Source organism: Vibrio lentus (assembly GCF_030409755.1).
GTDB classification, from domain to species: domain Bacteria; phylum Pseudomonadota; class Gammaproteobacteria; order Enterobacterales; family Vibrionaceae; genus Vibrio; species Vibrio lentus.
The window spans coordinates 3,307,672-3,332,966 of sequence record NZ_JAUFQE010000002.1; the positions used below are offsets into that span (position 1 = coordinate 3,307,672).

The window sequence follows — 25,295 nt, forward strand, 5'->3', positions numbered from 1 at the left end:
CGATTCTGCTATCAGGAAATCTAATCCTGATTTATCTCAAGGTACAGCTCTTCATATACGGCATAATACGTCGTGAAAAAAAATTACAAAGAATCTTTCAGTGCTGACGCGGTTTGGTCATCACAGAAAAATATAAACTTTCGCCTAATCGGGGGTTCTATTCATCACTTAAGTGACGTTTAGAATAAAACCTACAGTAACATCGGGATAGATACCATGTTGAAAAATATCAACCCAACGCAAACACAAGCGTGGAAAGCGCTAACGGCACATTTTGAGTCTGCTCAAGATATGGATATGAAAGAGCTGTTTGCTCAAGATGCAAAGCGTTTCGAGAGCTTTTCTACTCGTTTCGGTTCTGACATCTTAGTGGATTACTCTAAGAACCTAGTTGACGCTGAAACTATGCAGCACCTATTTGCTCTTGCAAACGAGACTGAAGTTAAGTCTGCAATTGAAGCGATGTTCGGTGGTGATGCAATCAACAAAACTGAAGGTCGTTCAGTTCTTCACACGGCTCTACGTAACCGTAGCGACAACCCAGTAATGGTTGATGGCAAAGACGTAATGCCTGCTGTTAACGCTGTACTAGCAAAAATGGAACTGTTCACACACCGCATCGTTTCTGGTGAGTGGAAAGGTTACACAGGTAAAGAGATCACTGATGTAGTCAACATCGGTATCGGCGGTTCGGACCTTGGTCCATACATGGTGACTGAAGCTTTAACACCATACAAAACTCGCCTAAATATGCACTTTGTTTCTAACGTAGATGGCACTCACATTGTTGAGACGCTTAAGCCGTTGAACCCAGAAACTACGTTGTTCCTAGTGGCATCTAAAACATTCACCACTCAAGAAACAATGACGAATGCACACTCTGCACGTGATTGGTTCTTGGCTGAAGCGGGTGATTCTGCACACGTTGCTAAACACTTCGCAGCACTATCAACAAACGCAGCTTCAGTGGCTGAGTTTGGTATTGATACTGACAACATGTTTGAATTCTGGGATTGGGTTGGTGGTCGTTACTCACTATGGTCTGCGATCGGCCTTTCTATCTCACTGTCTGTTGGCTTCGATAACTTCGTAGAGCTATTAGATGGCGCTCACGAGATGGATAACCACTTTGCTTCAACTGAGTTTGAAAGCAACATCCCAGTTATCCTTGCGCTTATCGGCATTTGGTACAATAACTTCCACGGTGCTGAGTCAGAAGCAATCCTACCTTACGATCAATACATGCACCGTTTTGCTGCTTACTTCCAGCAAGGTAACATGGAATCGAACGGTAAGTTTGTAGACCGCGAAGGCAACCCGGTAGAGTACCAAACAGGTCCTATCATCTGGGGTGAACCTGGTACAAACGGCCAGCACGCTTTCTACCAACTGATTCACCAAGGCACTAAGCTGATCCCATCAGACTTCATCGCGCCTGCAATCAGCCATAACCCAGCATCTGATCACCACCAGAAGCTGATGTCTAACTTCTTTGCTCAAACTGAAGCATTAGCATTCGGTAAGACAAAAGAGACAGTAGAAGCTGAATTCCTAGCGGCTGGTAAAACAGCAGAAGAAGCAGCGGAACTTGCTCCTTTCAAAGTATTTGAAGGCAACCGTCCAACGAACTCAATTCTTGTTAAGCAAATGACTCCTCGCACTTTAGGTAACCTAATCGCGATGTACGAGCACAAGATTTTTGTTCAAGGCGTTATCTGGAACATCTTCAGTTTCGACCAATGGGGCGTAGAACTTGGTAAGCAACTAGCAAACCAAATTCTTCCTGAGCTTGCTGATGATGCTCAAGTAACATCTCACGACAGCTCAACTAACGGTCTAATCAACGCATTTAAAGCGCTGAAAGCTTAAGACTGTTTAAGTAATAACTGTAAACGCCAACCTTTCGGTTGGCGTTTTTTATGTCCGTTGATTTTACGGCAATAAAAAAGGCTGACGTATGTACGTCAGCCTTTCGTTTTTTTATTTACTCGATTGTCTCTATTCGAAACAGATCTCGATGAAGGCATTACCCCATTGAGATGAGAAAGGCATGATGATGATTGCTCCGTCACACTTGTGACGAATAGTGTGGCCTTTACCTGAAACAACGATAGGCGTTGCCATATCGAAATCAAATCCGCTTTCTGCAAGAATACGTTTTGCGCCGCCAGTCACCATGTTAGTGATTTCACCCACCATATCGGTCACTTCTTCGTTCAAGCCGTTCGGGCGCTCACCCAGCATGTTTTCCATGATTTCTAGGGCAAGACCTTCATCAAAGGTGATCGACATTGAACCACGAGATTGTGTACCCACCATACCAATCAGGCCGGATACATCACCACGAGCTATTTCGTCTTTCTTAACTCTCGGTTTTTGTGGCTTCAATTCTAGAGAAGCCATCGTTTTTAATACATTCATTAAAGAAGCTAAAAACGGGTTTACAAATTCAGCGCGCATAATGTTCTTCTATAATCTTATTCTTTCATATCAGAGGAGCAAGTTTGGCATACACCATGAGATTCAATAACATGATTCGTTAATTGAAAACCGTGCTTCTCCGCGTTGTTAGCGAGTTGAGTGATAAGAGCATCGTCTTGTAGCTCTATTACTGTCCCACATTTATCGCAGATTAATAGCTGCGAAAAGTGTTGGTTTGCATTGCATGAACAGCAACATATGAAGCTGTTGGTTGACTCAACTCGATGAATGAAACCTTGTTCCAACAAAAAATCTAAAGCGCGATAAACTGTAGGAGGTTTGGCTTGCGGTTCACTCTGCTTTAATTGCTCTAACAATTCATAAGCACTGGAGGCTTTTTTATTAGAGAGGATGAGCTCAAACACACGCTTTCGTTGGGGAGTTAGTCTAACTCCTCGTGATGCGCATATCCCTTCAACTTGCTCTATCAATGTGTGGTCCAAATTTTTCACCATTCAATCGGACATCCCTAATCAAACACTATTTCTAGGTTACTTTATTTTGGGAGCCAATGATTTCTATTAAAGTCAGGTACAGAGCGTATTGTGACCCACGACTTTGAATAAGACAAGGTAACTCAAAATGACATTGTGACTCAAGGCATAACTGATTAATGAGGCTGAATTAGAGATCTGGTGAATAGGTTTATAAAAAAGTGTGAGGTAAAGTTCATATAGCACAAACAAGGCATAGCATTTACAATAGCCGACCTTGCTTTTGCTGGGTATTCCAGCATATTTTTTTGACTCGCTACTAGGGTACTTTGCCATGACACATTCATGTAGGTTGTCCGTCGCTCCAATGCTCGATTGGACTCACTTTTAAGTAATAGCAGTGGTTAAAAGCAAGTCATACGTACTATATCCGTACTACTCCGGTCTCCATTTCTGATTTAACTCTATTATTAATCACATTTACTCGACTTAAAGCGTAGTTAATTAATTCCTTTCTCGATAAATTATGACGAGTTTCTATCTCAAGGTCGTCATTTAGAGACGATACTTTTAAAAGGGTTGATGCATCAATCGAGGTTATTACTCGTCCATCACGTAAAGGGAGGATCGTTAGGCTACTTACTTCAAAGTAATGGTGGATAGCACTACCTGCGTACGAACTATCAAACTTCGCACATTGAGAGAAGACTTCTAAAACAATCTGTGCTCGATATAGAATGTCTATTATCTTGTATGCATAACAAGCGCTCCTCAAATTTTTTAGGTTATTGTTCTCACTTGCCTGTAGGTTGTGATATGTATCAGCGTCCTTAGATTTTTCGTTGTATTGTATCGTGGTGAATTGACTCATAGACAATTCATTATCAGCGAGAAGATCAAGTAGCTGACCATAATAAGTCTCAGCATGGGCCATTATTGTGAGCATTGTTTGGTCAGTATCCACACCAGAAACAATACCAGAGCACGCTTTTTCTAGGGATAGTATGAATTGTTGATCGACAAAGTAGTCACCACTTTCAATCAAGTTTGGAAATAAAACTTTATGGAGATGACGAATGTTTAGGTTGTAGATAGTTGATTGCCTATCATGTTGAGCTGCTATATTAGTAATTTGCTCTTTTGCATACTTTTCAAACTCCTCTAGATGTTTGTAATAGTTGGTAAAGAGGTTTTGTTTGTTAGTTAGCACTATTTGCTTTTTTGTTTGTTCGGAACGATGGTTTGCCGCAAATACGGCACCAGTAGGAATTGATAGAGCTAGAAAGCCTAAAGGCACCTTGAAGTATTCGAGAAAGTTGTTGAACCCTACGTACGTCCAGTCCCAATCTCCCAATAGTTTAGAGTTATGAATGATCACAAAGCACATAATCAAAAAGGTAACAATAAAGCCAAAGGCTGTGAACCTAACGATTTTTAGTCCAAAGAAACTAGTATCCGGATCGAAGTAAGTCTTTTGCTCTTTCATTTACATTCTCTGCCCTGACCAAACCACCTCACCGATGATCTCGAAGTCGTTGCCTTTAATCTCTTCTTTTCCTAGTTCCCATGCTTCATACGCACTATTGTCACTGACTACCTTGATACCGTTTGGTAGGAATTGAAGTCTCTTCACCATCAATCGATTGTCATATCTGAATACGTAAATCCCATCAGTAGAAAAACCATCAACACGGTTCACCATTACAACGCTTTGATTCTTAAGAGTTGGGATCATGCTGTCACCGCGAACGGGCATCAGGAAGATATTGTTTGGGTTAAAGCCAAGCTCTTGCCTAATGAACTTCTCACTAAAAACCATTGCGCTAGATTCTTCTTCTTTCTCAACAAGCGCACCTTGTCCTGCACTCACTTCGATATCGAAAAACTTCAACGCAATGTAGCCAGTCGGCAAACTGACGGCTTTTTGTGATAGCTGTCTAGCTTTGAGGAATATTTTTTCAGGGATATTCTGACGCTCTCTCCATGTGTAAATAGTCTTCGGAGATATCTCCAAAACCTTTGCTAGCTCTGCGTTCGTAGAGGTATTTGTAACCTCTTTAAGCTTCCTCAAACTTAACTCAAATTCGCTCATTGTTGCCTCGATTCTTCAAAAATGTGTTGAAATCCAAAAGTAATGCCTCATAATTGACTCAAATCGACTTTGAGGAGTTATGAGGAATTGTGAATTAGTTGCAATTACCTCAAGTGTACTACATGGAGGAATTATGAACACAAGATTTGCTTTGCTTGCGCGATTTGAAAACCCAACTGTTGAACTTAAACAAATCAGCCAAGAGTTTTTTGGCATCACTCCCAAGACGGCAGAACAGAAAGCCAAAGGCTGTGATTTTCCCGTTCCTACTTTTAAGTTGCGCGATTCAGAGCGCAGCCCCTCGTTGGTCAAGATTGAAGACTTGGCGGCATACATCGATAAGCGTCATGCAGAGGCTAAGCAAGATTGGCTATCAGTAAACGGATAAGAGGATTGAATATGAATAACGTAACGACACCGGTTCATAGCATTAACGTAGATTTTTCTCATTCAAGTGAAGCTAAAGAGCTTTTCATGATTGTTAAAGGTCGTTTGTCTTGGTTAAGCCCATCCTCACCTGAATTTGAGTTTCTACACCCGATTTATGATCAGCTAGTCGAAGCTGCAACTTTATTGGAAAGTTTGGAGGAATAGGCATGCAGGTATCTGACCCTATCCACTTACCTTGTCCCGATATGCTTGGCATGGTTGACCCAAAACCGGAACTACGTGAGCGCTCTATTCATTTGATAGAGCAACTACGTGAGAAGCACGGTTTGGCGAAGCGTTCAAAGCGCAAAGCTAGACCGATGAATTACCAATGTTCAACAAGTCGTTGTTCAGGGTGGTAACTGAATGAATCACTTATATGAGCCGCAAGGCGATCGTGAAATAACGAATATCTTGAGCCCACACGATGTGGGCTATGTAACTGCCTTGGCGCAAGATGTTGCGACAACTGAAAAAAATATAGCCGCTATCGAGAGCGGTTTTTTTAGTGCTCCAAATTCTGATTGGATGGAAAGTGAGCAAAACAAGCTGCATGCAATGGAGCAAGTTCATTTTCATAGAACGAAAGAATCAGCGGAAACTTGGCAGTTAGTTCAAGACGGGAAACTAACGTTAATCACCCCTGAGTATTTCAAGAAAACTAAGCGCGGAGCGCACGCCGTAGGCGTGGAAACACTAGGCTTGTCAAAGGGCGGCAAAGTCCGACACGACAAAAGACGCCACTTGGATCGCTTTACTACCCGCTCACGCCGCCTAAAACCGCGCTCAAAGAGCCAAAGTGTTCATGTTGAGTCACAGCACTACGGAATTGAACAAAACGCGCCACAAGTCGGATGGGTGCGAGATAAAGACCGAAATTGTCTTGATTACATCCCCAAAGGGCAAAGTCGAGCTTACTTGCTTAAGCGAGAGTGGGCTCAACAGGTGAAACTGCAAGTCACTTACCACCCAAGCCCAAGCGATGCGCCGCAATCACCAACTGGTGAGCGTTTCACTGAAAAGTTGAGTTCAAACGCAGTTAAGAAAATCTTTGAGGCGGGTGCGTATGTCGCTACTTGCCATGGCGGTTTTACTACGTTTCTGACCTTAACTTTTACCGAAGAACAGCGAAAGCATTTGTTCGGCGGTGAAGCGCTGACCGATGAGGGTTTAGCGTATTGCCCCATTCAAACCACCATAGGCAAAGAAGTATCTCGTTTTCTAGATGGCCTTAAAAAAATGTATCAGCGAGGTTTTGAATATCAACCATCAGAGGTGGGTGAGCTTTCACTTACTGACAAAGTGGTTGTGCAGGGTAATCAAGGGCGACCATTGAAAGCTATCTGGAGAACGAAAGACGAAAACAAGCAGATTCGAACGCATACCCAAGAGCTACACGGAGCAACTAAAAAGCCTTTCGACTTTCATTATGTTTGGGTTGCTGAATGCCCCGCGAATGAAAACGGTGAGCCGAATCCACACGTTCATATTTTATTGAATTACCACGTACCAAAAGAACATTTTCAAGGGTGGGCAAAACGTGTTGAACGGCTTTGGGGTCATGGCATGGCAAATCTTCAACGCATTCAGCATAAAGACGCGGCGGCGGGTTACCTGATCAAGGCGATCGGTTATGCCGCGAAAGGTAGCAACGCTGACCAAGGTTTAATTAAAGGTAATCGCTATAACATCGCCCGTTGTAGTCGCGCCCCTGAGTGGGAGGCTCTAGCGAGTTTCGATGTTTCTAACATGACGGGAATTATCAAAGAGTGCGGGTATCGATTAGAGCAATGGAAAGCACCGATTAAGCGGGATATTGCTCGAAAGCAACTCAAATTAAATGAGGCTAAAAAGGCCGCAGATATAAATAAAAAACAACGCAAGTTTGATGCCGTTGGCAAGCTCAATCGGTTAATGAAAAAACTCGGTAGCGAAGTTAGACAAGAGAAAGAGCGCTTGAGCAGTCGCGGCGTATTTGCCAGTTCGGATAATCAATTTTCTATCAGTTTTGAGGGGGAGACTTGTGAGCAAAAGGCCAATCAATTTTTAGAGTGGGCGGCAGGGGCTCGCGGTTGGAGTATGACGACCGAGGATGCGTATTTAGATGATATACGCCTTGAAGCAAAAGACCGCTACCGCCAAGCCTTTCAACGTTGGCAAGTCAATCAGGCCAATTGGTTAAGTCTGCTTAATCAGGATTTGCCACCAATACCACCTTACGAAATTCAACAAGAGCTACTCGGTCAGGCCATGAACGAAGTAGAGCAATATTATCAACAACAGGTAATCCAATGACGGAAAAAACACTGCAAAGCGAAACAACCCGTTTGCTTAATGAAATGGATTCGGAATCGCAAGCATATAAGCCCCCAATGGGATTTGGTTTTATCAAACCTTGGTTAGTGAAAACTATCTGGCTTTTTAAAGCCTTTAATCAACGTCTAGACGCATTAGAAAAGGAAAACGGCTAATGGAAAATGAAACCCAAATATTAGGTTATGTGCAATGCCGAACTTGCTCACAACCAAAAGCGATTAAGCAAGGCAAAGGAAAACGAGCTGCGTTTGTTCATGGCCGTTGTGAATGTGGGCCTGATACGCGAACAGGTAAAGCGGCTCAAGCCGAAATGAAAGCGTTTAAATCCTTGGAAGAGGTTCAAGCAGATATCGAAACAATCAATAACCCAGTTGTGGAAGCACAACCAATGGCAATTGAACCGGAAAAAGAAAAGGAATCTAAACCAAAAAATGAGAGTGAGCCAAAGCCAATCACAACCGTTAAATGCGTTGGTATTGGTGCAGTGCTTGGCTTGTTCTTCGGTGGTGTAATCAAAACAATCAAAGTGGTGGCGTAAATGGAACAAACAGAACAACTAGACCAAATCGAAATTGAAGAACTAGAGCAGCATGACGAAAGTGAAGAGCTTGCTTTGTTGGCCGAACTTGGCGAAGAAGATTTCGACCCTTCCCAATCCGAACAAAAAAACGATGCTAAACAAGCAGCACTGTTGGCAGGTGAAGCAACAGCGAGTGCGGTTCTTGGCGTGACAGAGCAAATGCTAAAACAATTCGGTCACCAAGAATTTGCTTTTGATGCTGAACAAGCTCAAAGCGTTGCAAGTGCAGCCGCGCCGTTGTTCGTTAAATATGGTGGTGAACTTCCACCGTGGTTGGCTCATTACAAAGAAGAACTGTCATTTGTGATCGCAGCTGGTGCACTCGGTTTTACTTCGTTTAACCAAATCCGAACCCTTAAAGCGATTGATGAAGCGAAAGAGGTAAACCCTCAAGAGACGGAATCAGAGGGAAAAGAGGAAGTGCAATAAATGCAACCAATTAACCCAAATAATGCCCTTAAGAATGGTCACGTGTTTGCGGTTGGTATGAGCGGCAGCGGTAAAACCTCTGCCGCTAAAAAGCTGTTTATCAAATCTACCGACCAAGTAGCCATGTTTGATCCAATGGGCGACTACAGCGGAAAACTAGCAGGGCGAGTGGTGCGCGGTTACTCCAGTATTAAGGAGTTTGCCGCCGCACTGATTGCAGGGCGTAAAACAAAGCAGGGCTTTAAGATTGCGTATCAACCGACTCATGAAACCACATCAAAGGACTTCGATAGGTTTTGTCAGGTCGTTTGGGCTATGGGGAACGGAAAGCATACCAAACCATTAAAAATTATTTGTGAAGAGGTAGCCGAGCACAGTGAAAATGCGGGTAAAGCGGTTGGCTACCATGGGAAAATATTGCGCTTAGGCAGGAAATTTAACCTACACACTATCAACCTGTTTCAACGTGGTCAGGAAGTATCGAAGACCATTATTGATAACTGTCAGCATGCTTGTGTGATGATGCAAAAGACCAAAGCCAGTGCGACCTATTTGGAAAAAATGACCGGAATCTCTGCTGATGCGATCGAGCAACTCGACCCGCTTGAGTATCTACTTCAAGACGGGAAAGCATTCAAAAAGGGCGTTATCCGGTGGTAGTTTGTGATTCAAGTCTCATTTAAACCAAACCTAAACCAAATAAGTATTAGGAATCCAAACCAAATCATTTGTTTAAGTAAAGGCCGTCCAATGTTGGGCGGTCTTTTTTATAGGAAAACAAATGGCAGGTTTTACACCAAAAAAATTAGCAGTCATTGCTGTGCTAGCAGGCATTGTGGCAGCGGGTGTTGTTTGGGCTTCAAACAACGTTGATGCTGTTGAAGACCAAATCGGTTAAGGGAGTTAGTTATTATGTCTACTCCAACCAAACTGAACTCTTTTACGGGTACGGGCTACGGTGAGAAAGCTACGTTAACCATTCCGATTGGTCCTACGTACGATGAGATTTTTCTCGAAACCAATCTAAGTGCGGCTCAACTTCGACGCGTAACCATCAGCTTGAATGCGGATGAAATTATCGTTCTTGATGGTGAGCTGATTAAAAAGATTGAAGCGTACAAAGGTCTTGCTCAAACGGATGGTTTTTTCACTATTCCATTAGCTGATATTTCTGCAAAAACTAAGAACGGGGTTCGTTACACGGGTCTTGTGACTGAAGCAGGTGACAATATCACTCTGGAAGTTGAGATTGCAGATTCTGCTCAAGACAACGCGCCTGCTATCAAGCTTCAAGCGTGGGCAACAGTGTCAGCGCGTCAGCCTGCTCGTGTTGTTATCCCACAAATCAAAAAGCAGACGATGCAAGCAAGCTCAACAGAAAATGAGTTTCTTGATCTCGTTTCTGGCCCTCTTCATTTAGTGCGCCGCATGCACTTCATGAGTGATCAAATCCACTCTCTACAAATCTATCGTGATTTCGTGAAAGTGCATGATTCAAGCCGTGCGCTTGAAGATATGCGCGCCAAACGAAACCGCCGTTTTTGGCAGTCGGGTTGTTACCACTTTGACCCAATCATGCGCGGCTTTTATATCGATGAGCTGTTTCCTACGGCGCACGGTTCAGAGCTGAAATTCACCGTGAAAACTCATAAGCCTGTTGGCTCAATTCCAATCATTGTTGAGTCGGTGCTCGTTGTTCGCCCTGACTTAGTGTAGGGGGTGACTATTGGCTTTTTGGGATGACTTAACGGACTTCGGTTCTGGTCTGCTTGATGACGTTGGCGAGGGGATGGGCAACTTGATTGATGTCGCGACCAAAGACGACTCATCGAAAAATGCAGCCACAACGCAACAGCCACAACAAACAGTGAAAGATAACCACGGCAACGCGGTTACGGGTTCCTCTTTACAGAGTAACGACAAAACCCTTTTGTATGTGGGAGGTGGTATTGGTGCTGCGGTGCTTTTACTTGGTCTTATCGTTGTTTTGAAAAACTAACAGGGGGAAGAGTTATGCCATTAATCGTGGTTCTTCCTCTATTAGCGGGTGGTCTTGGTTTTGGTGCGGGTTTCTGGTCTGGAAGTAGCGCAACCAAGCTATTAAAAATCGGTGCCGTTGGTGGCGGTTGCTATGTGACTTATCGAGTCATTAAGGGGAACAAATGATACCAGGTATCGGTGGTGGCTTGAGTGCAGGCGGTTCTATGCCAATCAGTGCCGGAGGCGGCGCAGCAGGACCAAGTGAAGCAACGGGCACCAATTCAATTGGCGGTATTCGAAATGGAGCGATCAACTTTGGTGGTAGTGCGGGGCAAAAGCTCGCGCAAAACATACCGTTTGTGTTGTTAGCTGTTGGAATTGCGTGGGTGGCATTTAAGAAATGAATTTTATGTTGATTAGACCCACTCGCGCAGATATTGCCGCTCAATTTTCGCTAATTAAATCCGCATTCAATGGAGTGTCACAAGCTAAGGCTGAATTTGATTTTTGCTGTGATGCGGTGAAAACCAAACGAGCCAGTTTTTATCACTTGAAAGGGGGAGGCGTTTCGGTTCGCTTTGTGGGCTTTGTCACCAGTGACAATGATTATTTGATTCTAGCAATGACAGGTAAGGGGCTTGTGAAAGCAGCGCCTTGCATCATTGAAGCTGTGAAATCCCAAGGGTATCGCTCAATCAAATATCACACGGTTCGCCGTGGCATGGTGCGAATACTTGAGCGTTTCGGTTTTTCGGTTTCGGGTAAATCAGGCCGCGAGTCTGTTTTATCCCTTGTTTTGGAGAATGACTAATGGGCGGAGGTGGTAGCAGTTCAAGTAAGAACGTAACCAACACCACGAACACGAGCGGCACCAGTGCCATTAGTGGGGATAACCTTGGTGTCGTTCTCTCTGGCATAAATGGCAACGTTGGCAATATCTCTATGACTGATCACGGCTCAGTAAAAGCCGCGTCAGAAATAGCGAAACGGGCGATGGATAGCAATAGTGCCGCAATGGATAAAGCAGCGCGTTTAGGTTCGGATGCACTCCGCGCCAATGAACATGCGGTAGATGAGTCGTTTGATTTTGGTCGTGATGCGATCAAGTCAAACGAGAACGTCAGCAAAGAGGCTCTTAAACTAAACGGCCAAATTGCTTCTGATTCGATTAAGGCAAATAAAGACTCATTAAGAGCGGCACTAGATAACGGTCAGGAATCAATATCTAAGGCATTCGTATTTGGTGAGAAAGCGTTAGAAAACAGCCGCCGAACTAGTGAAAAGGCGTTAGACAATATGCGCTCGAACAGCGCGGATACAACGTCAGCTATTAAGTCTATGGCAGCACAATCGGGAGAAAACGCCCGAGCTGCTTTGGCCATGGCAGAAAACACCGCATCACGCAGTCAAACGGGTAGCTCTGGTGATATCAGTAAGGTGGCAATTGCTGTTGCCATTTCTTTTGCTATCGCAGGCGTTGCTCTTGCGTTCAAGGGGGACTAGATGAAAGCGATAACTTTAGAACCTAGTGCAGTAAAGCGCTTTGGTGTCGGTTCGGCTCGTTTACTGATCGTCCGTGAAGCTCAGGAATATTTGTATGTCCGAAGCGATAACGGCGAAAAAATCCGTGTAGATGCAGGCGATACGTTAGACGTTTCAAGCTTTAAAGAGCTAGAGATATCTAACCCACATGCCGCATCTATTCGTGTTGTGTATCAGCTTACTAAGCAGAACCTGAAAACAACGCCGCCTGCTAACGTGAAATTTGCTGAGTCTATGGCTATCAGTGAAGTGCGCTCGGTTGTCACGACCCGACAAGAGATTGCACAGCGCTTTATTAGTCGCGACCACATTCTGATTCAGCCAAACAACAAAGTTCGTTTAGTTAATGCTTCGGTTACACGACTAGAAGCGATTATTCAGAACATTAGTGATGCAGAAGCCGAGGCGATGCTCGGTGACTCGCATGTTTCTGCTGTAGTGGGTTTACCCGTTTTGGGTGACCGCACAGCACCCGCAGGAATCACACTGACGGGAGGCGGCGAACTGTGGGCGTATAACAACAGCAATACACCATTAAAACTGGCACTGATGGAGGTTCACCGATGAGCCACTTCATGCCACGCCGAGCGGTCGTGAAATACGACCCGCTCACCGAACACTTAAAGAACCTACAACCTGAACAGGTAGACGCGTTGGAAATGATGCGCGGCGTATACAGCAATCAGGTATCACTAAGCTCGGCGGTAGTTTCATTACAACGCCACGCTTTCAATTCAGATAATGACGTTCACGAACTGGCCGACAGTGTCGCAGCTAATACGTTGCCACGACTACAGGACGTAGCGGAAGAAATGGAGAAAGAACTCAATGAGTGATTTTACGGCAATCGGGCAATTGGTGACCGAAGCCCGAAACCTACTAGATAGCATCAAGGGTGGTGCTATCCGAACCATGCAAACGCAGTTTGATGCGTTGAAGCAAGTGATTACGACTGATGGTGCAAAGGTTGTTTCTGATGTTGATTCACTTGGGCGCAGTAAGTTGCAACAGCTTGATTCTGAGCTCGCCCGAGTTAAACAAGGTGTTGATATTCAAACGCTAGGAGGCCAAGGACGTTACGTCACTGAAATTACAGTGAATGGCGATAAGGATACTTTCTACCCTGTTAGTTTTCGAATGGACAAAAACGGTGAAACTGAGATCCAGATTTATCGTAATTACGCTTGGAACCGCAAAGGTTCATCAGATGAAAGTGACTTTAATACGAGCCATGTAGCTGGTGTTTTAGTTTCTTTACGTGGTCAAACTTATGCATGGGATGGGAACGCAAACTACCTTCGAACTGTTGTTAACTATCAACGTTATCGTCAATGCGTTGCAGCGGTCGGCTTTCAAGCTTATTGCCAAGCTGAAAAGTTAGATCCTTTAGGGCCTGACACTGCCTATAACAAAGCGGGTTTGGGATATGTGGCTAAGATTGATTCTGGTTTTATGTTGCGTGGCGGTAAGCTGAAATATCAAATTATTTCAAACAAACCAATCCAATTTTCTTTGTTGAGTGACGGGGATGTTATAGCGAGCAGCGCAGCATCAAATACCAATGTTAAGTGGGTAGCAAAAACATTACCACTAGCCTCTGCAGAGACTGGTGATCGATCAAACAAACACTCAACAACTTATATAGGCTACGACAAACCAGAGGTTAGCGCATGATTAAACAGTTAATTGTTAACTCCGAAACCCTTATTAACGTTCCTGCTGATAAAGCGATCCTTATTGAGCTTGGCTTATCAGAGTTGGAAGCCGACAGCGTATTAGCAGAGCATGAAAGTGCTCAGGAGTTAGTTGCTATTCGAGAGCATCGTGCCCCGCTATTGGTTGAAGCCGATCACTTAGTCAACCTTGCATTGGATAGTGAAGTCGAGATCACACCATTTCGCCAGTATCGCCAACAACTTCGCGATATTACTCAAACCTACAAGACGCTTAAGGATGTGGTATGGCCTCAAAAACCATCATTGCCGCAAGCGTCTGCATAATTGGGGGGCTAGCTTACATGACATATAGAAAAACTCTGCCGCGTGGTGTGCGTAACAACAACCCGCTAAATATTCGTGAGTCCAAAGGTGATCGCACTCAGTGGGATGGTGAGCATCTACTCGACCTCGATAAAAGCTTCGAAGAGTTCAAGCATCCGGTTTATGGCTTTCGAGCAGGGGCGCGTGTTCTTCGTAGCTACTCACGACAAGGCTTTCAAACCTTAAGCGAAATGATAAACCGCTTCGCTCCGTCAGTGGAGAACGACACCGAGCTATACATTAAACACGTTAGCGAGTGGACGGGCATCGGTCGTAATCAGGTTGTCGATGTGAACAACAACGAACAACTAGCAAAGCTATTACATGCAATGAGTCGTAAAGAAGTCGGGAGTTATTACGGTTTAAGCATGGCGCGTGAAGGAGTTGCCATGGCATGACCAAAGAAGACTACAAAAAAATAGCTATTACCGTAGTAGGTGGCGTACTCGCCGCCTACACCATTAAGTATTTACGACAGAGCAAATTACTATGAAAAGCTTACTAGAAAAAATCGGTATCGACCTTGACCAACCATCGACTAAAAAGGGTTTAGCGCTACTTGGCGCGGGAGCTGCTTTGGTATCCGGTCACCCTGAACTTATCACCGCTAGCGTATCGGCAGACGGTGTTCAATTCGGTGGCATTATTGGGGCAAGTGCTCCAATAGTATTTGGCCTATGGGAAACCCTACGCAATGAGTTTAAATGATGGAAGTATATCAAGCTCTAATTATTGCTGCTGTGACTGGTGGTATATCAAGTGTCGCAACAGTAGCTGCAATCAAAGTAGATATTACTTGGATTAAAGAAAAGCAGAGGGAACACTCACAAAGAATTATTAAGTTGGAAAGTATATCGACCAAATTACACCTGTAGGCAAGTGCCTACAGGCTGTTAGAGAATTTTTTGAAATCTCTCCAAGTCATAAAAAACTCTTTGAAGGCAATAATTAGGACGCCGACTCCAACCTGAGCAATGATACAGGCATATAAATACTCTTTTTTATCGCTCTCTTCGCCATAACTGAAAGTTAAGCTGTCGGGGATAAACATCGTTATAAGGAATATCACACAAACACCCAATAACCACCCCATGGTGCTATGAAGGTTGGATGTGAGTACTTTTAGGTATCCAGTTCTCTTTGTGTTTTCAATCAAAGTGTGGGACGACGATGTAAGTAAAGTAATAGAGCCCATAGCAAAGCCGAATAAAATGCCAGCGAATGTCGAAACAGTCGATGCTATTGGCTGTAAGTGAGCCATTTTTAACTGACTGATCACGGGCCAAGTTAGATACATAATAAAAAGCGTAAGAGGGTACGCACTTAAATTGATTAAGTGTTTAATGTTTACCCCTCTTGTTGTTGCTTTTTTATCTATCATCTCTACGCTAATCTATTGTTGGGTTCACCAAAAAAGCTTAAAAGCTCTGCATTTTTAGCTTCTCTAGCATCTTCTAGTTTAGTCCACATATCGAACCCGTTCGGATATCTTCCATTCATATCTACACTGTCGTAGTGCGTTACTCGATCAGTAACCATATCAATAGGGTGTTCGATGCCGGTTTGGTCATGCTCTGTTAATAAGTCTAACTTTTTAACCTCTAAAGTTTCTTGTAACTCTCTGAATGCTCTCTTTAAGCTATTGTCTAAGTATCTTTCTTGGGGATCATCTGAGCGAGCATCACCTCGAAAAACAAGATTCATACTTGCTGATCTTGTTCCGTTGAGAGCTGCAATTATTGAATTGTTAAAGTCGTGATTAACATTCCTAAGTAGCTCAGGGTTAAGTGGTCTTGCAATAGTGATCTTCGCTGACCTTACTTGTACGTGGCCATTGGCAAGCCACTCTAGATTAGCGGGTTCAATTATAGGATTAAGTGCGGTTACGTAGTTTGTTGGTGATAAGTAACCCCCTAAATTTTGCCAGTTTACACACAATCTATTTCTTTGAAGTATTAGAAGAGAGTAGTCGCTATAGTAAACGAAGTGCGTTTTTTCTAATAGGTTTTCGTTTTCTTCTAAAGGCAGTTCTCTTTCTTCGCCTCCCGCAATTGCTGCGTGCGGTAGGTTATTTTTCCTGTGTCTACCTATAACACCGCGGAAACCGTAGGCTGTTTCCCTAATATCTCGCAGTTCCATAAGGTGTTTCCCAACAGTTCTCACTGTATTTTGTCGTCCAGCTTGATACTGCTCAAAGAGACCTCTGAATACACTGGTTGTGTCTAGAGGTAGAGCATTTGCTTGTGAGGACTGAGTTTCACATGCATAGAAATCAAAAAGAAATTTTTAGTTGCCATTAATAACCTACTAAAGAGCTGAAGCAAATATTGCTTGTTTGGCTTATATTACATCGCATATGAATGTCTGTGAATTGCTTGTGATTGATTATTGTGACGTTAAGTTTTTTTGGTGTGTAGTTTGTGTGGAAATAGCTGAGTATAAACCTGCCATAAGATATTCAAGTTCCTATGACCGGTAACTTGAGCCACCTCTTCAATCGAATATCCTTTTTCAAATAACCGACTGGCTCCCTCTCTTCGTAAGTCGTGATACCTTAAATCCTCAATACCTAATTCGTTTCTCACTCTTTGAAACCCTGCGCTAACACTTCGTGAGTTGTATGGGAAAATGAGTTCGCCTTTGTTCGGTTGTTTCAGTGCGATCTCAAATGACTCACCAAGTAGTGGAACAATCATGTGGTTACCTTCTTTTTTCCTTGGGTCTTTTCTGTCTCTGACAAGAATTGTTTTATGTTCTTGGTTGAGGTCTTCCCAACGAAGCTTGCAGACTTCGCCAATTCGCATGCAAGTGAGAATGCTAAACTCAAGAATGTCGGTGAACGGGATTCGAGTTTTGCCGTTTGGCCGGAAAGACTCACGTTGTTCTAATCCAAGCTTTAAGCGTTTTAGTTCTTCGGAAGTTGGGCGGCGTGTTCGTTTCTGGCTTTTACCTATTAGTGCCATATCAATGAGAACCGGAATTGCTTCATCAAATATCTGAAAGTTGGCCGCGATATTGAACACAGGCTTTGCTTTTTTCATCACAGAACGGAGATAAGCAACATCGTGATAGACCGTTGCACCGCCAGCTCCTCCACCTTTTCTATTTTTACAGTGTTGGATTAAGTCGCTAGTTCTTAGCTTGTCGCTTTCAATCTTGGATATGTCACAGTCACGAAGAAGCTTAATTACGTATTGCTTCGTTCGTCCTGTTTTATCCCATAAATCAGGCTCTTCCATAAACTTGTCCAGAAGTACGTACAACGGTACGGATTTCTGTCCGGATTCGTCAGGGTTTTCTAGCTCAAGAACCCGCTTGTTTGCATAGGTTCTAGCGAGTTCTTTTTTCCTGAATGTTTTCGATTCCCTGTGTATAATCGCCGAATTCTTTTTGACTACAATGTCCACTGTGAAGCGTGATTCACCGCTTTTTAGTGTTCTTTTTTTAATGCTAAATGATGCCATTCGTCCTACTCCATCGATACGTACTATATGCGTACTGAAAGGGTGAGTTTGGGGCAACTCTAGCAAACTGCTGTATATATATACAGTATATAGATTTCGAGTAACACCTTATGAAACCTGACAATACTAGTAAATACGCGGCTAACCGCTTATCCGTTGCACCCATGCTCGATTGGACTGACCGCCACTGTCGTTACTTTCACCGTTTGCTTTCTCAGCAGACTCTTCTGTACACGGAAATGGTAACCACAGGTGCGATCTTACATGGTAAGGGTGACTTTCTAGAATATAACGAGCAAGAACATCCTCTTGCTCTTCAACTTGGCGGCTCAAACCCTGTTGATTTAGCAGCTTGTGCCAAGCTTGCTGGTGAGCGTGGCTATGATGAAGTAAACCTAAATGTAGGTTGTCCTTCAGACCGAGTTCAGAATGGTCGTTTTGGTGCATGCTTGATGGCTGAACCTGAGCTGGTGGCAGATTGCGTATCGGCGATGAAAGAAGTGACTGATATTCCAATTACTGTGAAAACGCGAATTGGTATCGATGACCAAGACTCTTATGAGTTTCTGACTAAGTTTGTTTCGACGGTTTCTGAAAAAGGTGGCTGTGAGCAATTTACTATTCATGCTCGTAAAGCATGGTTGAGTGGCCTTAGCCCGAAAGAGAACCGCGAGATCCCACCGCTAGATTACGATCGTGCATACCAAATCAAGAAAGACTTCTCTGATCTGGTGATTGCTGTGAATGGTGGCATTACTACTCTTGAGCAAACTAAAGAGCACTTGCAACACCTTGATGGTGTGATGATCGGTCGTGAGGCTTATCATAGCCCGTTTATCTTGGCTGAAGTTGATCAACAGATTTTTGGTTTGGATACGCCAATTAAGAAGCGCTCACAAGTAGTTGAAGAGATGTATCCGTACATCGAACGTGAACTTTCAAACGGTGCAAGCCTAGGGCACATCTCTCGTCATATGCTTGGTTTATTCCAAAGCATGCCGGGCGCAAGACAATGGCGTCGTTACATCAGTGAGAATGCGCATAAGAAAGGCGCGGGCATTGAGGTGGTGCAGACAGCATTGGCTAAGATCCCTAAAGAGCTAAACGTATAACCTCCCTCTAGGTTAAAAGTTCGAGCTTAAAAGCCCAAGATTTAAATCTAAGGTTAAATTCGCCATTAGAGGCTAAATTTACCATTGATGGTTTCTTTAAAAGCCACGCATTAAGATGTGTGGCTTTTTATTTACCTGATAAATAAGGGTTTTATTGTTTTTACTAACTTGGTATGGAAGCTGCAATGTTAGAAAGTAGGAAAGATAGGTCATTAACTCATTAGGGAGACCATTATGTTTGAATTAATCTTTGTTCTTATTTTCGTCGCAACTCTACTTGTCACTGGTATCACGTTTATGACGGTATTGGCTGCAACCGGAGTCGCGTTAGCAGTCATGTTGGTTTTAGGTATGATGGGCGTCGTGTTTAAGTTGCTGCCTTGGTTAATCGTAATTGCATTGGGTATCTGGTTTTTCAAAAACTTTGTACACAGTTCTAACCAAAGACGTTACTAAGGTCATGGTGTCGTCAAATCTTTGAACGTCAGCGGTTTATCGTTTGAGAATTTAAGATGTGTGATAGAATTTTCCCCAATAATCTATGAATGTGCATACAATTAGCACAACGATATGGAATTGGAGCTATCTCAAATGAATAAAATGCCATTAATTGCTTTAGTGGGAATGCTATCTTTAAGCTCGGCAGTATCTGCTGAAGAAGAGTTTTCTTACACGGCTAAAGTCGGTGCCGATATGTGGTGGGGAAGTACAAAGCTAAACGAAGTTAGACAAGATGATGATTCTAACTCTCCTTCGTTGTATTTCGCATTTGAGCATAATGCCCCGATGCTACCAAACGCTAGTTTTCGCTATACTTCTGTCGATGCGGATTCATTGGCCTTCGATAAGTACGACTACACCTTCTATTACACATTGTTAGATCACAAGCTGATGAACTTTGATGCAGGTGTGACGTTTACTCAGTATTCAAACTCGAATTACATCGAACCGAAAACAGGTGGCGCTCAAACAAGCTTTGATGAATTTACTTGGAGCTTCTACGGTAACGCAGAGATCAACGTTCCTGACACCAACTTCGATATCATTGGTACGATGGAGTTTGGTGATAGCAGTGGTATTAAGAGCACTGACTTGATGGCGGGTGTTCAGTACCGAATTCCAGTATCAGAATCTGAAATTGCCCTGCGTGGTGGTTACCGTGTTATCGATCTAGATTCGGATGAGTTCTTTAGCTCTGATCTAGGCAAGAGCTTTGTCATGGTAGATGGTTGGTTTGCTGGCGCTGAAGTGCGCTTCTAGGCTATTCAAGTTCATTTAGAACAAATTTTAAGAACGCCACTTTATTAAGTGGCGTTTTTTATATCTATTGATTATATCTTTCTGGAATTAGTTAGCACATTCATCACTTTCGACCATCCTTAATACAGAGAGCTAATTAGCGTCTATTCTTAAAAGGGCTATGTTGTGAGGTCAAAGCAAGGGATGGAATATGACACTCAATGAATTACGAAATTTATATCGAGAAAATCTGTTGGTTGAAGCGATCATAGAGCCCTCAATTCAAGAGGGGTCTTGGGTTGTGGAGTTTCGCCATATGGGAGGCGGCTTTGTTTTGCTTACTGATGTTCATGGTGAAGAGTGTCATTACGCGGATTTAGACCTAGCATCTAAGTCGGCAATGGCGGTTGGCTTTCAACAAGTTCGTATTGAAAACCAGTAACTCAATTGACGTTTCAATCGGTTTTTACTTCCAAAAAGTTATAAAACATACTTTTCTATTCTTTCTTGTTATTAAAAGGAGTGGTTAATCTATCGTCACGCAATGATTAGGGATGTCGTGACCATGTCTTTAAATAAGAAAGAGTCTTCACAAAATAATAATGCACAGTCTGGGGCTAATGAGTTACCTGGGCTAGCAGCACCACTTAATGACCAACAATTGGGTCATCTTCAGCAAACTGTTTCTGAATTATCTTCTCAACAACTGGCATGGGTCAGTGGTTACCTTTGGGGTGTGAGCCAAACTCAGCCTGTGGGTGCCGCCGCGCCAATCGCTCAAGCAGCCGCTGCAGTAGCCGCAAAACCTGCGGGTAAGCTCAGCATTATCTTCGCATCCCAAACCGGTAATGCGAAAGGTGTCGCTGAATCGCTTGAGGCAGAAGCGAAAGCCTTAGGGATTGCTGTCGAGCTTTTCGATGCAAGTGATTATAAAGGTAAGAACCTAGCCAAAGAGACACACGTCATTTTTGTGGCTTCAACCAATGGTGAGGGCGAAGCCCCTGATAACGCTATTGAGTTGCATGAATTCCTTCAATCGAAGAAAGCGCCAAAATTATCAAACCTACAATACGGTGTGATCGGTTTAGGTGACTCAAGCTATGAGTTCTTCTGCCAAACGGCTAAAGACTTCGATAACTTCCTCGCTAAGCTTGGTGCTAAATCGTTTGTCGACCGTCTTGATTGTGATGTTGATTACGAAGAGTCAGCAACGGAATGGCGCGCTAAAGCATTAGAGCAAGTAAAAGAGACGCTATCGACAGGTACTGAAGCCGATGTGGTTCAATTACCAGTAGGTCAAGCGGCTGCCGGTCATTCGCAATACACCAAACAAAACCCATACACCGCGACATTATTGACGAGCCAAAAGATCACCGGTCGTGATTCGGGTAAAGATGTTCGTCATATCGAGATTGATCTTGATGAGTCGGGTATTACTTACCAACCAGGTGATGCGCTAGGCGTATGGTTTGAAAACAGTTCAGAACTCGCAAATCAGATTCTTTCTAAGGTTGGGTTGTCTGGTATCGAAAGTGTCGATGTCGATGGTGACAACTTATCTGTCCACAGTGCACTCGTCAGTAAATTCGAGATTACATCTTCAAACCCTCAACTTGTGACTAAGTTTGCTGAGCTATCGGGCAGCAAGAAGTTAATCAAGCTAGTGGAAGATAAAGACAAGCTTCGTGAATACGCGGGTAATACTCAAGTTGTCGATGTTTTAGCTGAGAAGAAAACTAAGCTATCGGCTGATGAATTGATTGGTCTACTACGTAAGCTGACTCCGCGCCTTTACTCTATTGCATCAAGCCAAGCAGAAGTGGATGAAGAAGTTCACTTAACGGTTGGTCTGGTTGAATACCAAAAGGGCGATGAATCTCGTTTAGGCGGAGCTTCTAGCTTCTTAGCTCAACGACTTGAAGAAGGTGGTGAAGTGAAGGTGTTCGTTGAGAACAACAATAACTTCAAACTACCACAAGACGATAATACGCCAATCATCATGGTCGGCCCGGGTACCGGTATCGCACCATTCCGCAGTTTTGTTCAAGAGCGTGAAAACAATGACGCTCAAGGTAAGAGCTGGCTGTTCTTTGGTGACCGAACCTTTACGCAAGATTTCTTATATCAAGTTGAATGGCAGAAGTACCTTAAATCTGGTGCGCTAACCAAGCTTGATGTTGCCTTTAGTCGTGACCAAAAAGAAAAGGTTTATGTTCAAGATCGCTTAATCGAACAAGCAGAGCAGGTTTGGCAATGGCTGCAAGAGGGCGCGTACCTCTATGTATGTGGCGATGCAACTCGAATGGCAAAAGATGTTCATGAAGCGTTAGTTACGATAGCGGAAAAACATGGCAATCAGAGCCGCGAACAAGCTGAACAATATATTAATGATTTACGTAAAGCGAAACGTTACCAAAGGGATGTGTACTAATGAGCAAGCAAGTAATAGAGCAAGAAGTGCTAGGTCAAGTACTGGGACCTTTGGCTGACAATGAACGTCTGAAGCGTGAAAGTAAAAATCTTCGCGGTACAATTGAACAAGATCTTCAAGACCGTATCACTGGTGGTTTTACCGCAGATAACTTTCAACTGATCCGTTTCCACGGTATGTACCAGCAAGATGACCGTGATATTCGTAACGAACGTACCAAGCAAAAGTTAGAACCTTTACATAATGTAATGCTGCGTGCTCGTATGCCAGGCGGCATCATCACTCCGAAGCAATGGTTAGCGATTGATAAATTCGCAGATGAAAGCACCTCTTATGGTTCTATCCGTCTCACAACTCGTCAAACTTTCCAGTTTCACGGTGTGTTGAAGCCGAACATTAAGTTAATGCACCAAACACTAAACAGTATTGGTATTGATTCAATCGCGACTGCGGGTGACGTAAACCGAAATGTTCTATGTACGACAAACCCAGTTGAGTCTGAGCTTCACCAAGAAGCTTACGAGTGGGCGAAAAAGATCAGTGAGCATCTATTACCTAAGACACGTGCTTATGCTGAGATCTGGTTAGATGGTGAAAAGCTAGCAACAACGGATGAAGAACCTATCTTAGGTAGCAACTACCTACCGCGTAAGTTCAAGACTACGGTTGTCATTCCTCCGCAAAATGACGTAGATGTTCATGCTAACGATCTTAACTTTATCGCGATTGCTAAAGACGGAAAGCTGGTGGGCTTTAACGTATTAGTTGGCGGTGGTCTTGCAATGACGCACGGCGATACTTCTACTTATGCACGTAAAGCTGACGACTTTGGTTTTGTTCCATTGGAAAAAACGTTAGATGTCGCCGCAGCGGTGGTAACGACTCAGCGTGATTGGGGTAACCGTTCGAACCGTAAGAACGCCAAAACCAAATACACACTCGATCGTGTTGGTATTGATGTATTCAAAGCAGAAGTAGAAAAACGTGCAGGCGTTGAGTTTTCTGAAAGTCGTCCTTATGAGTTTACTGGCCGTGGCGACCGTATCGGTTGGGCGGAAGGCATTGATGGTAAGCACCACTTAGCGTTATTCATCGAGAATGGTCGTTTACTTGATTTCCCGGATAAAGCCCTGAAAACAGGTGTTGCTGAAATAGCGAAGATCCACAAAGGTGACTTCCGCATGACAGCGAACCAAAACCTAATTGTTGCAGGTGTACCTAAGAGCCAAAAGGCAAAAATTGAAAAGCTGGCACGTCAATACGGGCTGATGGATGATGCCGTTTCCGAGCAGCGCAAGAACTCAATGGCCTGTGTGGCATTCCCAACATGTCCTTTAGCAATGGCAGAAGCTGAGCGTTTTCTTCCCGAGTTTGTAACGGATGTTGAAGACATTCTGAAGAAACATGGATTACCAGAAGAAGACAACATCATCCTTCGTATCACGGGTTGTCCAAACGGTTGTGGTCGTGCAATGTTGGCTGAACTGGGTTTAGTCGGCAAGGCACCGGGGCGTTACAACATGCACTTAGGTGGCAACAAAGCCGGAACTCGTATCCCGAAGATGTATAAAGAGAACATCACGTCAGCTCAGATTTTAGAAGAGATTGATTCGCTGGTGGGACGTTGGGCTACGGAACGTAACGACAATGAAGGGTTTGGTGATTTTACTATCCGAGCTGGCATCATCGAAGAGGTGATCATTTCAAAGAGGGATCTGCATGCATAATTCTGTCGCTTCAAAATTGAAGTTAGCAGAACTACTCGCATTGACTAAGACGGAGCAGATACTTCGTCTTGGACAAATTAATGCTGAGTTAGAACAGCTAACTGCATTAGAAAGAGTGAAGTGGGCTCTAGAAAACTTAGAAGGAACACATGTGGTGTCTTCTAGTTTCGGAATCCAAGCGGCGTTGATGCTGCACTTAGTGACTCAAGCAAAACCCGATATTCCAGTTATTCTTACGGACACTGGGTATCTATTCCCGGAAACGTATCGATTTATCGATGAGTTGAGTCAGAAGTTGACTCTAAACCTTCAAGTCTTTCGTTCTCAGCAGAGCCCTAATTGGCAAGAAGCGCAATATGGCAAACTTTGGGATCAAGGTATAGAAGGGATAGAGAAGTACAACAAGCTTAATAAAGTTGAACCGATGAGAAGAGCGCTGGATGAGCTCGAGGCTGGCACTTGGTTTTCTGGGTTGAGAAGAGAGCAATCTCAATCGCGTGCAAACTTACCGATCTTATCTATCCAAAATGGTGTGTTTAAGTTCTTGCCAGTAATTGATTGGACAAATAAAGACGTTCATTATTACTTAGAAGAGCATGGTCTCAGTTACCACCCACTTCGCGAGCAGGGGTACCTTTCTGTTGGAGATACTCATACGACTAAGAAATGGGAACCGGGTATGACCGAAGAAGAAACCCGTTTCAATGGTCTAAAACGAGAATGTGGTCTCCATGAAGACGATGGAGAGCAATATGGCTCTGGGATTTAGACTCATTGCCATTTAAAAAGCTGCCATAAGGCAGCTTTTTTAGTTTCTAGGGGATGAAATTAAAGTAATTGTGGATAAGTCTGTGGTTATTTTGTAGGTACTTTGTAGTTAAACTTGCATAAATAAGGCTTTGGGTGTTTATTCATCACCTAATTGTTATTTTTGCAACTTTTGCTAATAAACACTTGCCAATGTGAGGAACATCTCTATAATGCCGCCTCACTGACACGG

Annotated in this window: 36 protein-coding genes; 29 read left to right on the forward strand and 7 right to left on the reverse strand. The window is 43.6% G+C overall.

What is annotated here, in order from left to right; all coding sequences use genetic code 11:
• The first annotated feature begins 216 nt into the window (after positions 1-216).
• Positions 217-1,869, forward strand: a complete 1,653-nt coding sequence (gene pgi / locus QWZ07_RS23540) for a glucose-6-phosphate isomerase (RefSeq protein WP_102307970.1) — start codon at positions 217-219, stop codon at positions 1,867-1,869.
• Between the two features lie 129 nt (positions 1,870-1,998).
• Here pgi and QWZ07_RS23545 read toward each other — a convergent pair whose 3' ends face one another.
• From QWZ07_RS23545 to QWZ07_RS23560, 4 genes are all read right to left on the reverse strand, one after another.
• The gene (locus QWZ07_RS23545; protein WP_017059940.1) at positions 1,999-2,460 is read right to left on the reverse strand and encodes a chemotaxis protein CheX; all 462 of its coding nucleotides are present in this window, start codon (positions 2,458-2,460) and stop codon (positions 1,999-2,001) included.
• A 17-nt stretch (positions 2,461-2,477) separates the two neighbouring features.
• Positions 2,478-2,936 (reverse strand): zinc uptake transcriptional repressor Zur, encoded by a 459-nt coding sequence (gene zur / locus QWZ07_RS23550; protein ID WP_017107163.1) that lies wholly within the window; start codon positions 2,934-2,936, stop codon positions 2,478-2,480.
• 403 nt (positions 2,937-3,339) lie between these two features.
• Positions 3,340-4,401: a hypothetical protein gene (locus QWZ07_RS23555; RefSeq protein ID WP_192854058.1), complete on the reverse strand. Its 1,062-nt coding sequence runs from the start codon at positions 4,399-4,401 to the stop codon at positions 3,340-3,342.
• On the reverse strand, positions 4,402-5,007 hold the full coding sequence (locus QWZ07_RS23560; protein WP_016783607.1) for a S24 family peptidase: 606 nt from the start codon (positions 5,005-5,007) through the stop codon (positions 4,402-4,404).
• Between the two features lie 133 nt (positions 5,008-5,140).
• Here QWZ07_RS23560 and QWZ07_RS23565 point away from each other — a divergent pair, with 133 nt between their 5' ends.
• From QWZ07_RS23565 to QWZ07_RS23665, 21 genes are all read left to right on the forward strand, one after another.
• Positions 5,141-5,395: a pyocin activator PrtN family protein gene (locus QWZ07_RS23565; protein WP_016783608.1), complete on the forward strand. Its 255-nt coding sequence runs from the start codon at positions 5,141-5,143 to the stop codon at positions 5,393-5,395.
• Positions 5,396-5,406: 11 nt separating this feature from the next.
• Complete coding sequence (locus tag QWZ07_RS23570) at positions 5,407-5,601, forward strand: hypothetical protein (protein WP_016783609.1); 195 nt, start codon at positions 5,407-5,409, stop codon at positions 5,599-5,601.
• A gap of 2 nt (positions 5,602-5,603) precedes the next feature.
• Positions 5,604-5,798, forward strand: coding sequence for a hypothetical protein (locus tag QWZ07_RS23575; protein WP_171351256.1), 195 nt, complete (start codon positions 5,604-5,606; stop codon positions 5,796-5,798).
• 4 nt (positions 5,799-5,802) lie between these two features.
• Positions 5,803-7,731, forward strand: a complete 1,929-nt coding sequence (locus QWZ07_RS23580; protein WP_192854059.1) for a rolling circle replication-associated protein — start codon at positions 5,803-5,805, stop codon at positions 7,729-7,731.
• Positions 7,728-7,907: a hypothetical protein gene (locus QWZ07_RS23585; protein ID WP_016783612.1), complete on the forward strand. Its 180-nt coding sequence runs from the start codon at positions 7,728-7,730 to the stop codon at positions 7,905-7,907. Before QWZ07_RS23580 ends, QWZ07_RS23585 begins: the two co-directional genes overlap by 4 nt.
• On the forward strand, positions 7,907-8,290 hold the full coding sequence (locus tag QWZ07_RS23590) for a hypothetical protein (protein ID WP_192854060.1): 384 nt from the start codon (positions 7,907-7,909) through the stop codon (positions 8,288-8,290). The genes QWZ07_RS23585 and QWZ07_RS23590 overlap by 1 nt, the downstream gene beginning before the upstream one ends.
• Positions 8,291-8,761 (forward strand): hypothetical protein, encoded by a 471-nt coding sequence (locus tag QWZ07_RS23595; RefSeq protein ID WP_102290721.1) that lies wholly within the window; start codon positions 8,291-8,293, stop codon positions 8,759-8,761.
• On the forward strand, positions 8,762-9,421 hold the full coding sequence (locus QWZ07_RS23600) for an ATP-binding protein (protein ID WP_136994235.1): 660 nt from the start codon (positions 8,762-8,764) through the stop codon (positions 9,419-9,421).
• A gap of 252 nt (positions 9,422-9,673) precedes the next feature.
• Positions 9,674-10,477 (forward strand): major capsid protein P2, encoded by an 804-nt coding sequence (locus QWZ07_RS23605; RefSeq protein WP_136994236.1) that lies wholly within the window; start codon positions 9,674-9,676, stop codon positions 10,475-10,477.
• A 10-nt stretch (positions 10,478-10,487) separates the two neighbouring features.
• The gene (locus QWZ07_RS23610) at positions 10,488-10,760 is read left to right on the forward strand and encodes a hypothetical protein (protein ID WP_019820789.1); all 273 of its coding nucleotides are present in this window, start codon (positions 10,488-10,490) and stop codon (positions 10,758-10,760) included.
• Positions 10,761-10,774: 14 nt separating this feature from the next.
• On the forward strand, positions 10,775-10,927 hold the full coding sequence (locus QWZ07_RS23615; RefSeq protein WP_016787880.1) for a hypothetical protein: 153 nt from the start codon (positions 10,775-10,777) through the stop codon (positions 10,925-10,927).
• Positions 10,924-11,145 carry a hypothetical protein gene (locus QWZ07_RS23620; RefSeq protein WP_016783620.1) on the forward strand — a complete coding sequence of 74 codons (222 nt, stop codon included), beginning with the start codon at positions 10,924-10,926 and terminating at the stop codon, positions 11,143-11,145. The genes QWZ07_RS23615 and QWZ07_RS23620 overlap by 4 nt, the downstream gene beginning before the upstream one ends.
• A 5-nt stretch (positions 11,146-11,150) precedes the next feature.
• Positions 11,151-11,552, forward strand: coding sequence for a hypothetical protein (locus QWZ07_RS23625; protein ID WP_102460987.1), 402 nt, complete (start codon positions 11,151-11,153; stop codon positions 11,550-11,552).
• Entirely contained in the window at positions 11,552-12,244 is a 693-nt protein-coding gene (locus QWZ07_RS23630) for a hypothetical protein (RefSeq protein ID WP_102265315.1), read from the forward strand. Before QWZ07_RS23625 ends, QWZ07_RS23630 begins: the two co-directional genes overlap by 1 nt.
• Entirely contained in the window at positions 12,245-12,850 is a 606-nt protein-coding gene (locus QWZ07_RS23635) for a hypothetical protein (protein ID WP_192854061.1), read from the forward strand.
• On the forward strand, positions 12,847-13,119 hold the full coding sequence (locus tag QWZ07_RS23640) for a hypothetical protein (protein ID WP_192854062.1): 273 nt from the start codon (positions 12,847-12,849) through the stop codon (positions 13,117-13,119). The genes QWZ07_RS23635 and QWZ07_RS23640 overlap by 4 nt, the downstream gene beginning before the upstream one ends.
• Positions 13,112-13,957: a hypothetical protein gene (locus QWZ07_RS23645; protein ID WP_192854069.1), complete on the forward strand. Its 846-nt coding sequence runs from the start codon at positions 13,112-13,114 to the stop codon at positions 13,955-13,957. Before QWZ07_RS23640 ends, QWZ07_RS23645 begins: the two co-directional genes overlap by 8 nt.
• Positions 13,958-14,040: 83 nt before the next feature.
• The gene (locus tag QWZ07_RS23650; protein WP_192854068.1) at positions 14,041-14,283 is read left to right on the forward strand and encodes a phage tail assembly chaperone; all 243 of its coding nucleotides are present in this window, start codon (positions 14,041-14,043) and stop codon (positions 14,281-14,283) included.
• 17 nt (positions 14,284-14,300) lie between these two features.
• A complete protein-coding gene (locus QWZ07_RS23655) occupies positions 14,301-14,720 on the forward strand; it encodes a virion protein (protein ID WP_016787872.1) in 420 nt (139 codons plus the stop codon).
• A 91-nt stretch (positions 14,721-14,811) separates the two neighbouring features.
• The gene (locus tag QWZ07_RS23660) at positions 14,812-15,030 is read left to right on the forward strand and encodes a hypothetical protein (RefSeq protein ID WP_016783629.1); all 219 of its coding nucleotides are present in this window, start codon (positions 14,812-14,814) and stop codon (positions 15,028-15,030) included.
• Entirely contained in the window at positions 15,027-15,197 is a 171-nt protein-coding gene (locus QWZ07_RS23665) for a hypothetical protein (RefSeq protein WP_192854070.1), read from the forward strand. Before QWZ07_RS23660 ends, QWZ07_RS23665 begins: the two co-directional genes overlap by 4 nt.
• 8 nt (positions 15,198-15,205) lie before the next feature.
• On the opposite strand, the gene QWZ07_RS23670 is transcribed toward QWZ07_RS23665, so the two are convergent.
• The 3 genes from QWZ07_RS23670 to QWZ07_RS23680 all read right to left on the reverse strand — a co-directional run bounded on the left by QWZ07_RS23670 (position 15,206) and on the right by QWZ07_RS23680 (position 17,786).
• Positions 15,206-15,703 carry a hypothetical protein gene (locus QWZ07_RS23670; protein WP_192854063.1) on the reverse strand — a complete coding sequence of 166 codons (498 nt, stop codon included), beginning with the start codon at positions 15,701-15,703 and terminating at the stop codon, positions 15,206-15,208.
• Between the two features lie 2 nt (positions 15,704-15,705).
• Positions 15,706-16,461, reverse strand: coding sequence for a DUF6731 family protein (locus QWZ07_RS23675; RefSeq protein ID WP_290256369.1), 756 nt, complete (start codon positions 16,459-16,461; stop codon positions 15,706-15,708).
• Between the two features lie 257 nt (positions 16,462-16,718).
• Positions 16,719-17,786 carry a site-specific integrase gene (locus QWZ07_RS23680; RefSeq protein ID WP_192854065.1) on the reverse strand — a complete coding sequence of 356 codons (1,068 nt, stop codon included), beginning with the start codon at positions 17,784-17,786 and terminating at the stop codon, positions 16,719-16,721.
• 110 nt (positions 17,787-17,896) lie between these two features.
• Here QWZ07_RS23680 and dusA point away from each other — a divergent pair, with 110 nt between their 5' ends.
• The 7 genes from dusA (at position 17,897) to QWZ07_RS23715 (ending at position 25,064) form a co-directional block, all read left to right on the forward strand.
• Entirely contained in the window at positions 17,897-18,898 is a 1,002-nt protein-coding gene (gene dusA / locus QWZ07_RS23685) for a tRNA dihydrouridine(20/20a) synthase DusA (protein ID WP_017108631.1), read from the forward strand.
• Positions 18,899-19,132: 234 nt separating this feature from the next.
• On the forward strand, positions 19,133-19,354 hold the full coding sequence (gene pspG / locus QWZ07_RS23690) for an envelope stress response protein PspG (protein WP_017108630.1): 222 nt from the start codon (positions 19,133-19,135) through the stop codon (positions 19,352-19,354).
• Between the two features lie 135 nt (positions 19,355-19,489).
• Positions 19,490-20,158: a TIGR04219 family outer membrane beta-barrel protein gene (locus QWZ07_RS23695; protein ID WP_065104300.1), complete on the forward strand. Its 669-nt coding sequence runs from the start codon at positions 19,490-19,492 to the stop codon at positions 20,156-20,158.
• Positions 20,159-20,348: 190 nt separating this feature from the next.
• A complete protein-coding gene (locus QWZ07_RS23700) occupies positions 20,349-20,579 on the forward strand; it encodes a hypothetical protein (RefSeq protein ID WP_004735813.1) in 231 nt (76 codons plus the stop codon).
• Positions 20,580-20,702: 123 nt separating this feature from the next.
• Complete coding sequence (locus QWZ07_RS23705; protein WP_102300388.1) at positions 20,703-22,568, forward strand: assimilatory sulfite reductase (NADPH) flavoprotein subunit; 1,866 nt, start codon at positions 20,703-20,705, stop codon at positions 22,566-22,568.
• The gene (cysI, locus tag QWZ07_RS23710) at positions 22,568-24,295 is read left to right on the forward strand and encodes an assimilatory sulfite reductase (NADPH) hemoprotein subunit (protein ID WP_192854067.1); all 1,728 of its coding nucleotides are present in this window, start codon (positions 22,568-22,570) and stop codon (positions 24,293-24,295) included. Before QWZ07_RS23705 ends, cysI begins: the two co-directional genes overlap by 1 nt.
• A complete protein-coding gene (locus QWZ07_RS23715) occupies positions 24,288-25,064 on the forward strand; it encodes a phosphoadenylyl-sulfate reductase (RefSeq protein WP_102542874.1) in 777 nt (258 codons plus the stop codon). Before cysI ends, QWZ07_RS23715 begins: the two co-directional genes overlap by 8 nt.
• The last annotated feature ends 231 nt before the right edge of the window (positions 25,065-25,295 follow it).

What these genes read in the sequence shown, in the direction of transcription:
- QWZ07_RS23665 (WP_192854070.1), top strand. Translation starts at nt 15,027, where the DNA reads ATGATGGAAGTATATCAAGCTCTAATTATTGCTGCTGTGACTGGTGGT.
- QWZ07_RS23715 (WP_102542874.1), top strand. Translation starts at nt 24,288, where the DNA reads ATGCATAATTCTGTCGCTTCAAAATTGAAGTTAGCAGAACTACTCGCA.
- QWZ07_RS23625 (WP_102460987.1), top strand. Translation starts at nt 11,151, where the DNA reads ATGTTGATTAGACCCACTCGCGCAGATATTGCCGCTCAATTTTCGCTA.
- QWZ07_RS23640 (WP_192854062.1), top strand. Translation starts at nt 12,847, where the DNA reads ATGAGCCACTTCATGCCACGCCGAGCGGTCGTGAAATACGACCCGCTC.
- QWZ07_RS23580 (WP_192854059.1), top strand. Translation starts at nt 5,803, where the DNA reads ATGAATCACTTATATGAGCCGCAAGGCGATCGTGAAATAACGAATATC.
- QWZ07_RS23585 (WP_016783612.1), top strand. Translation starts at nt 7,728, where the DNA reads ATGACGGAAAAAACACTGCAAAGCGAAACAACCCGTTTGCTTAATGAA.
- QWZ07_RS23620 (WP_016783620.1), top strand. Translation starts at nt 10,924, where the DNA reads ATGATACCAGGTATCGGTGGTGGCTTGAGTGCAGGCGGTTCTATGCCA.
- cysI (WP_192854067.1), top strand. Translation starts at nt 22,568, where the DNA reads ATGAGCAAGCAAGTAATAGAGCAAGAAGTGCTAGGTCAAGTACTGGGA.
- QWZ07_RS23630 (WP_102265315.1), top strand. Translation starts at nt 11,552, where the DNA reads ATGGGCGGAGGTGGTAGCAGTTCAAGTAAGAACGTAACCAACACCACG.
- QWZ07_RS23555 (WP_192854058.1), bottom strand. Translation starts at nt 4,401, where the DNA reads ATGAAAGAGCAAAAGACTTACTTCGATCCGGATACTAGTTTCTTTGGA.
- QWZ07_RS23645 (WP_192854069.1), top strand. Translation starts at nt 13,112, where the DNA reads ATGAGTGATTTTACGGCAATCGGGCAATTGGTGACCGAAGCCCGAAAC.
- QWZ07_RS23605 (WP_136994236.1), top strand. Translation starts at nt 9,674, where the DNA reads ATGTCTACTCCAACCAAACTGAACTCTTTTACGGGTACGGGCTACGGT.
- QWZ07_RS23660 (WP_016783629.1), top strand. Translation starts at nt 14,812, where the DNA reads ATGAAAAGCTTACTAGAAAAAATCGGTATCGACCTTGACCAACCATCG.
- QWZ07_RS23600 (WP_136994235.1), top strand. Translation starts at nt 8,762, where the DNA reads ATGCAACCAATTAACCCAAATAATGCCCTTAAGAATGGTCACGTGTTT.
- QWZ07_RS23680 (WP_192854065.1), bottom strand. Translation starts at nt 17,786, where the DNA reads ATGGCATCATTTAGCATTAAAAAAAGAACACTAAAAAGCGGTGAATCA.
- QWZ07_RS23615 (WP_016787880.1), top strand. Translation starts at nt 10,775, where the DNA reads ATGCCATTAATCGTGGTTCTTCCTCTATTAGCGGGTGGTCTTGGTTTT.
- QWZ07_RS23545 (WP_017059940.1), bottom strand. Translation starts at nt 2,460, where the DNA reads ATGCGCGCTGAATTTGTAAACCCGTTTTTAGCTTCTTTAATGAATGTA.
- pgi (WP_102307970.1), top strand. Translation starts at nt 217, where the DNA reads ATGTTGAAAAATATCAACCCAACGCAAACACAAGCGTGGAAAGCGCTA.
- QWZ07_RS23635 (WP_192854061.1), top strand. Translation starts at nt 12,245, where the DNA reads ATGAAAGCGATAACTTTAGAACCTAGTGCAGTAAAGCGCTTTGGTGTC.
- QWZ07_RS23570 (WP_016783609.1), top strand. Translation starts at nt 5,407, where the DNA reads ATGAATAACGTAACGACACCGGTTCATAGCATTAACGTAGATTTTTCT.
- QWZ07_RS23590 (WP_192854060.1), top strand. Translation starts at nt 7,907, where the DNA reads ATGGAAAATGAAACCCAAATATTAGGTTATGTGCAATGCCGAACTTGC.
- QWZ07_RS23700 (WP_004735813.1), top strand. Translation starts at nt 20,349, where the DNA reads ATGACACTCAATGAATTACGAAATTTATATCGAGAAAATCTGTTGGTT.
- QWZ07_RS23575 (WP_171351256.1), top strand. Translation starts at nt 5,604, where the DNA reads ATGCAGGTATCTGACCCTATCCACTTACCTTGTCCCGATATGCTTGGC.
- QWZ07_RS23655 (WP_016787872.1), top strand. Translation starts at nt 14,301, where the DNA reads ATGACATATAGAAAAACTCTGCCGCGTGGTGTGCGTAACAACAACCCG.
- QWZ07_RS23565 (WP_016783608.1), top strand. Translation starts at nt 5,141, where the DNA reads ATGAACACAAGATTTGCTTTGCTTGCGCGATTTGAAAACCCAACTGTT.
- QWZ07_RS23670 (WP_192854063.1), bottom strand. Translation starts at nt 15,703, where the DNA reads ATGATAGATAAAAAAGCAACAACAAGAGGGGTAAACATTAAACACTTA.
- QWZ07_RS23675 (WP_290256369.1), bottom strand. Translation starts at nt 16,461, where the DNA reads ATGGAACTGCGAGATATTAGGGAAACAGCCTACGGTTTCCGCGGTGTT.
- QWZ07_RS23595 (WP_102290721.1), top strand. Translation starts at nt 8,291, where the DNA reads ATGGAACAAACAGAACAACTAGACCAAATCGAAATTGAAGAACTAGAG.
- pspG (WP_017108630.1), top strand. Translation starts at nt 19,133, where the DNA reads ATGTTTGAATTAATCTTTGTTCTTATTTTCGTCGCAACTCTACTTGTC.
- QWZ07_RS23560 (WP_016783607.1), bottom strand. Translation starts at nt 5,007, where the DNA reads ATGAGCGAATTTGAGTTAAGTTTGAGGAAGCTTAAAGAGGTTACAAAT.
- QWZ07_RS23695 (WP_065104300.1), top strand. Translation starts at nt 19,490, where the DNA reads ATGAATAAAATGCCATTAATTGCTTTAGTGGGAATGCTATCTTTAAGC.
- QWZ07_RS23705 (WP_102300388.1), top strand. Translation starts at nt 20,703, where the DNA reads ATGTCTTTAAATAAGAAAGAGTCTTCACAAAATAATAATGCACAGTCT.
- dusA (WP_017108631.1), top strand. Translation starts at nt 17,897, where the DNA reads ATGAAACCTGACAATACTAGTAAATACGCGGCTAACCGCTTATCCGTT.
- zur (WP_017107163.1), bottom strand. Translation starts at nt 2,936, where the DNA reads ATGGTGAAAAATTTGGACCACACATTGATAGAGCAAGTTGAAGGGATA.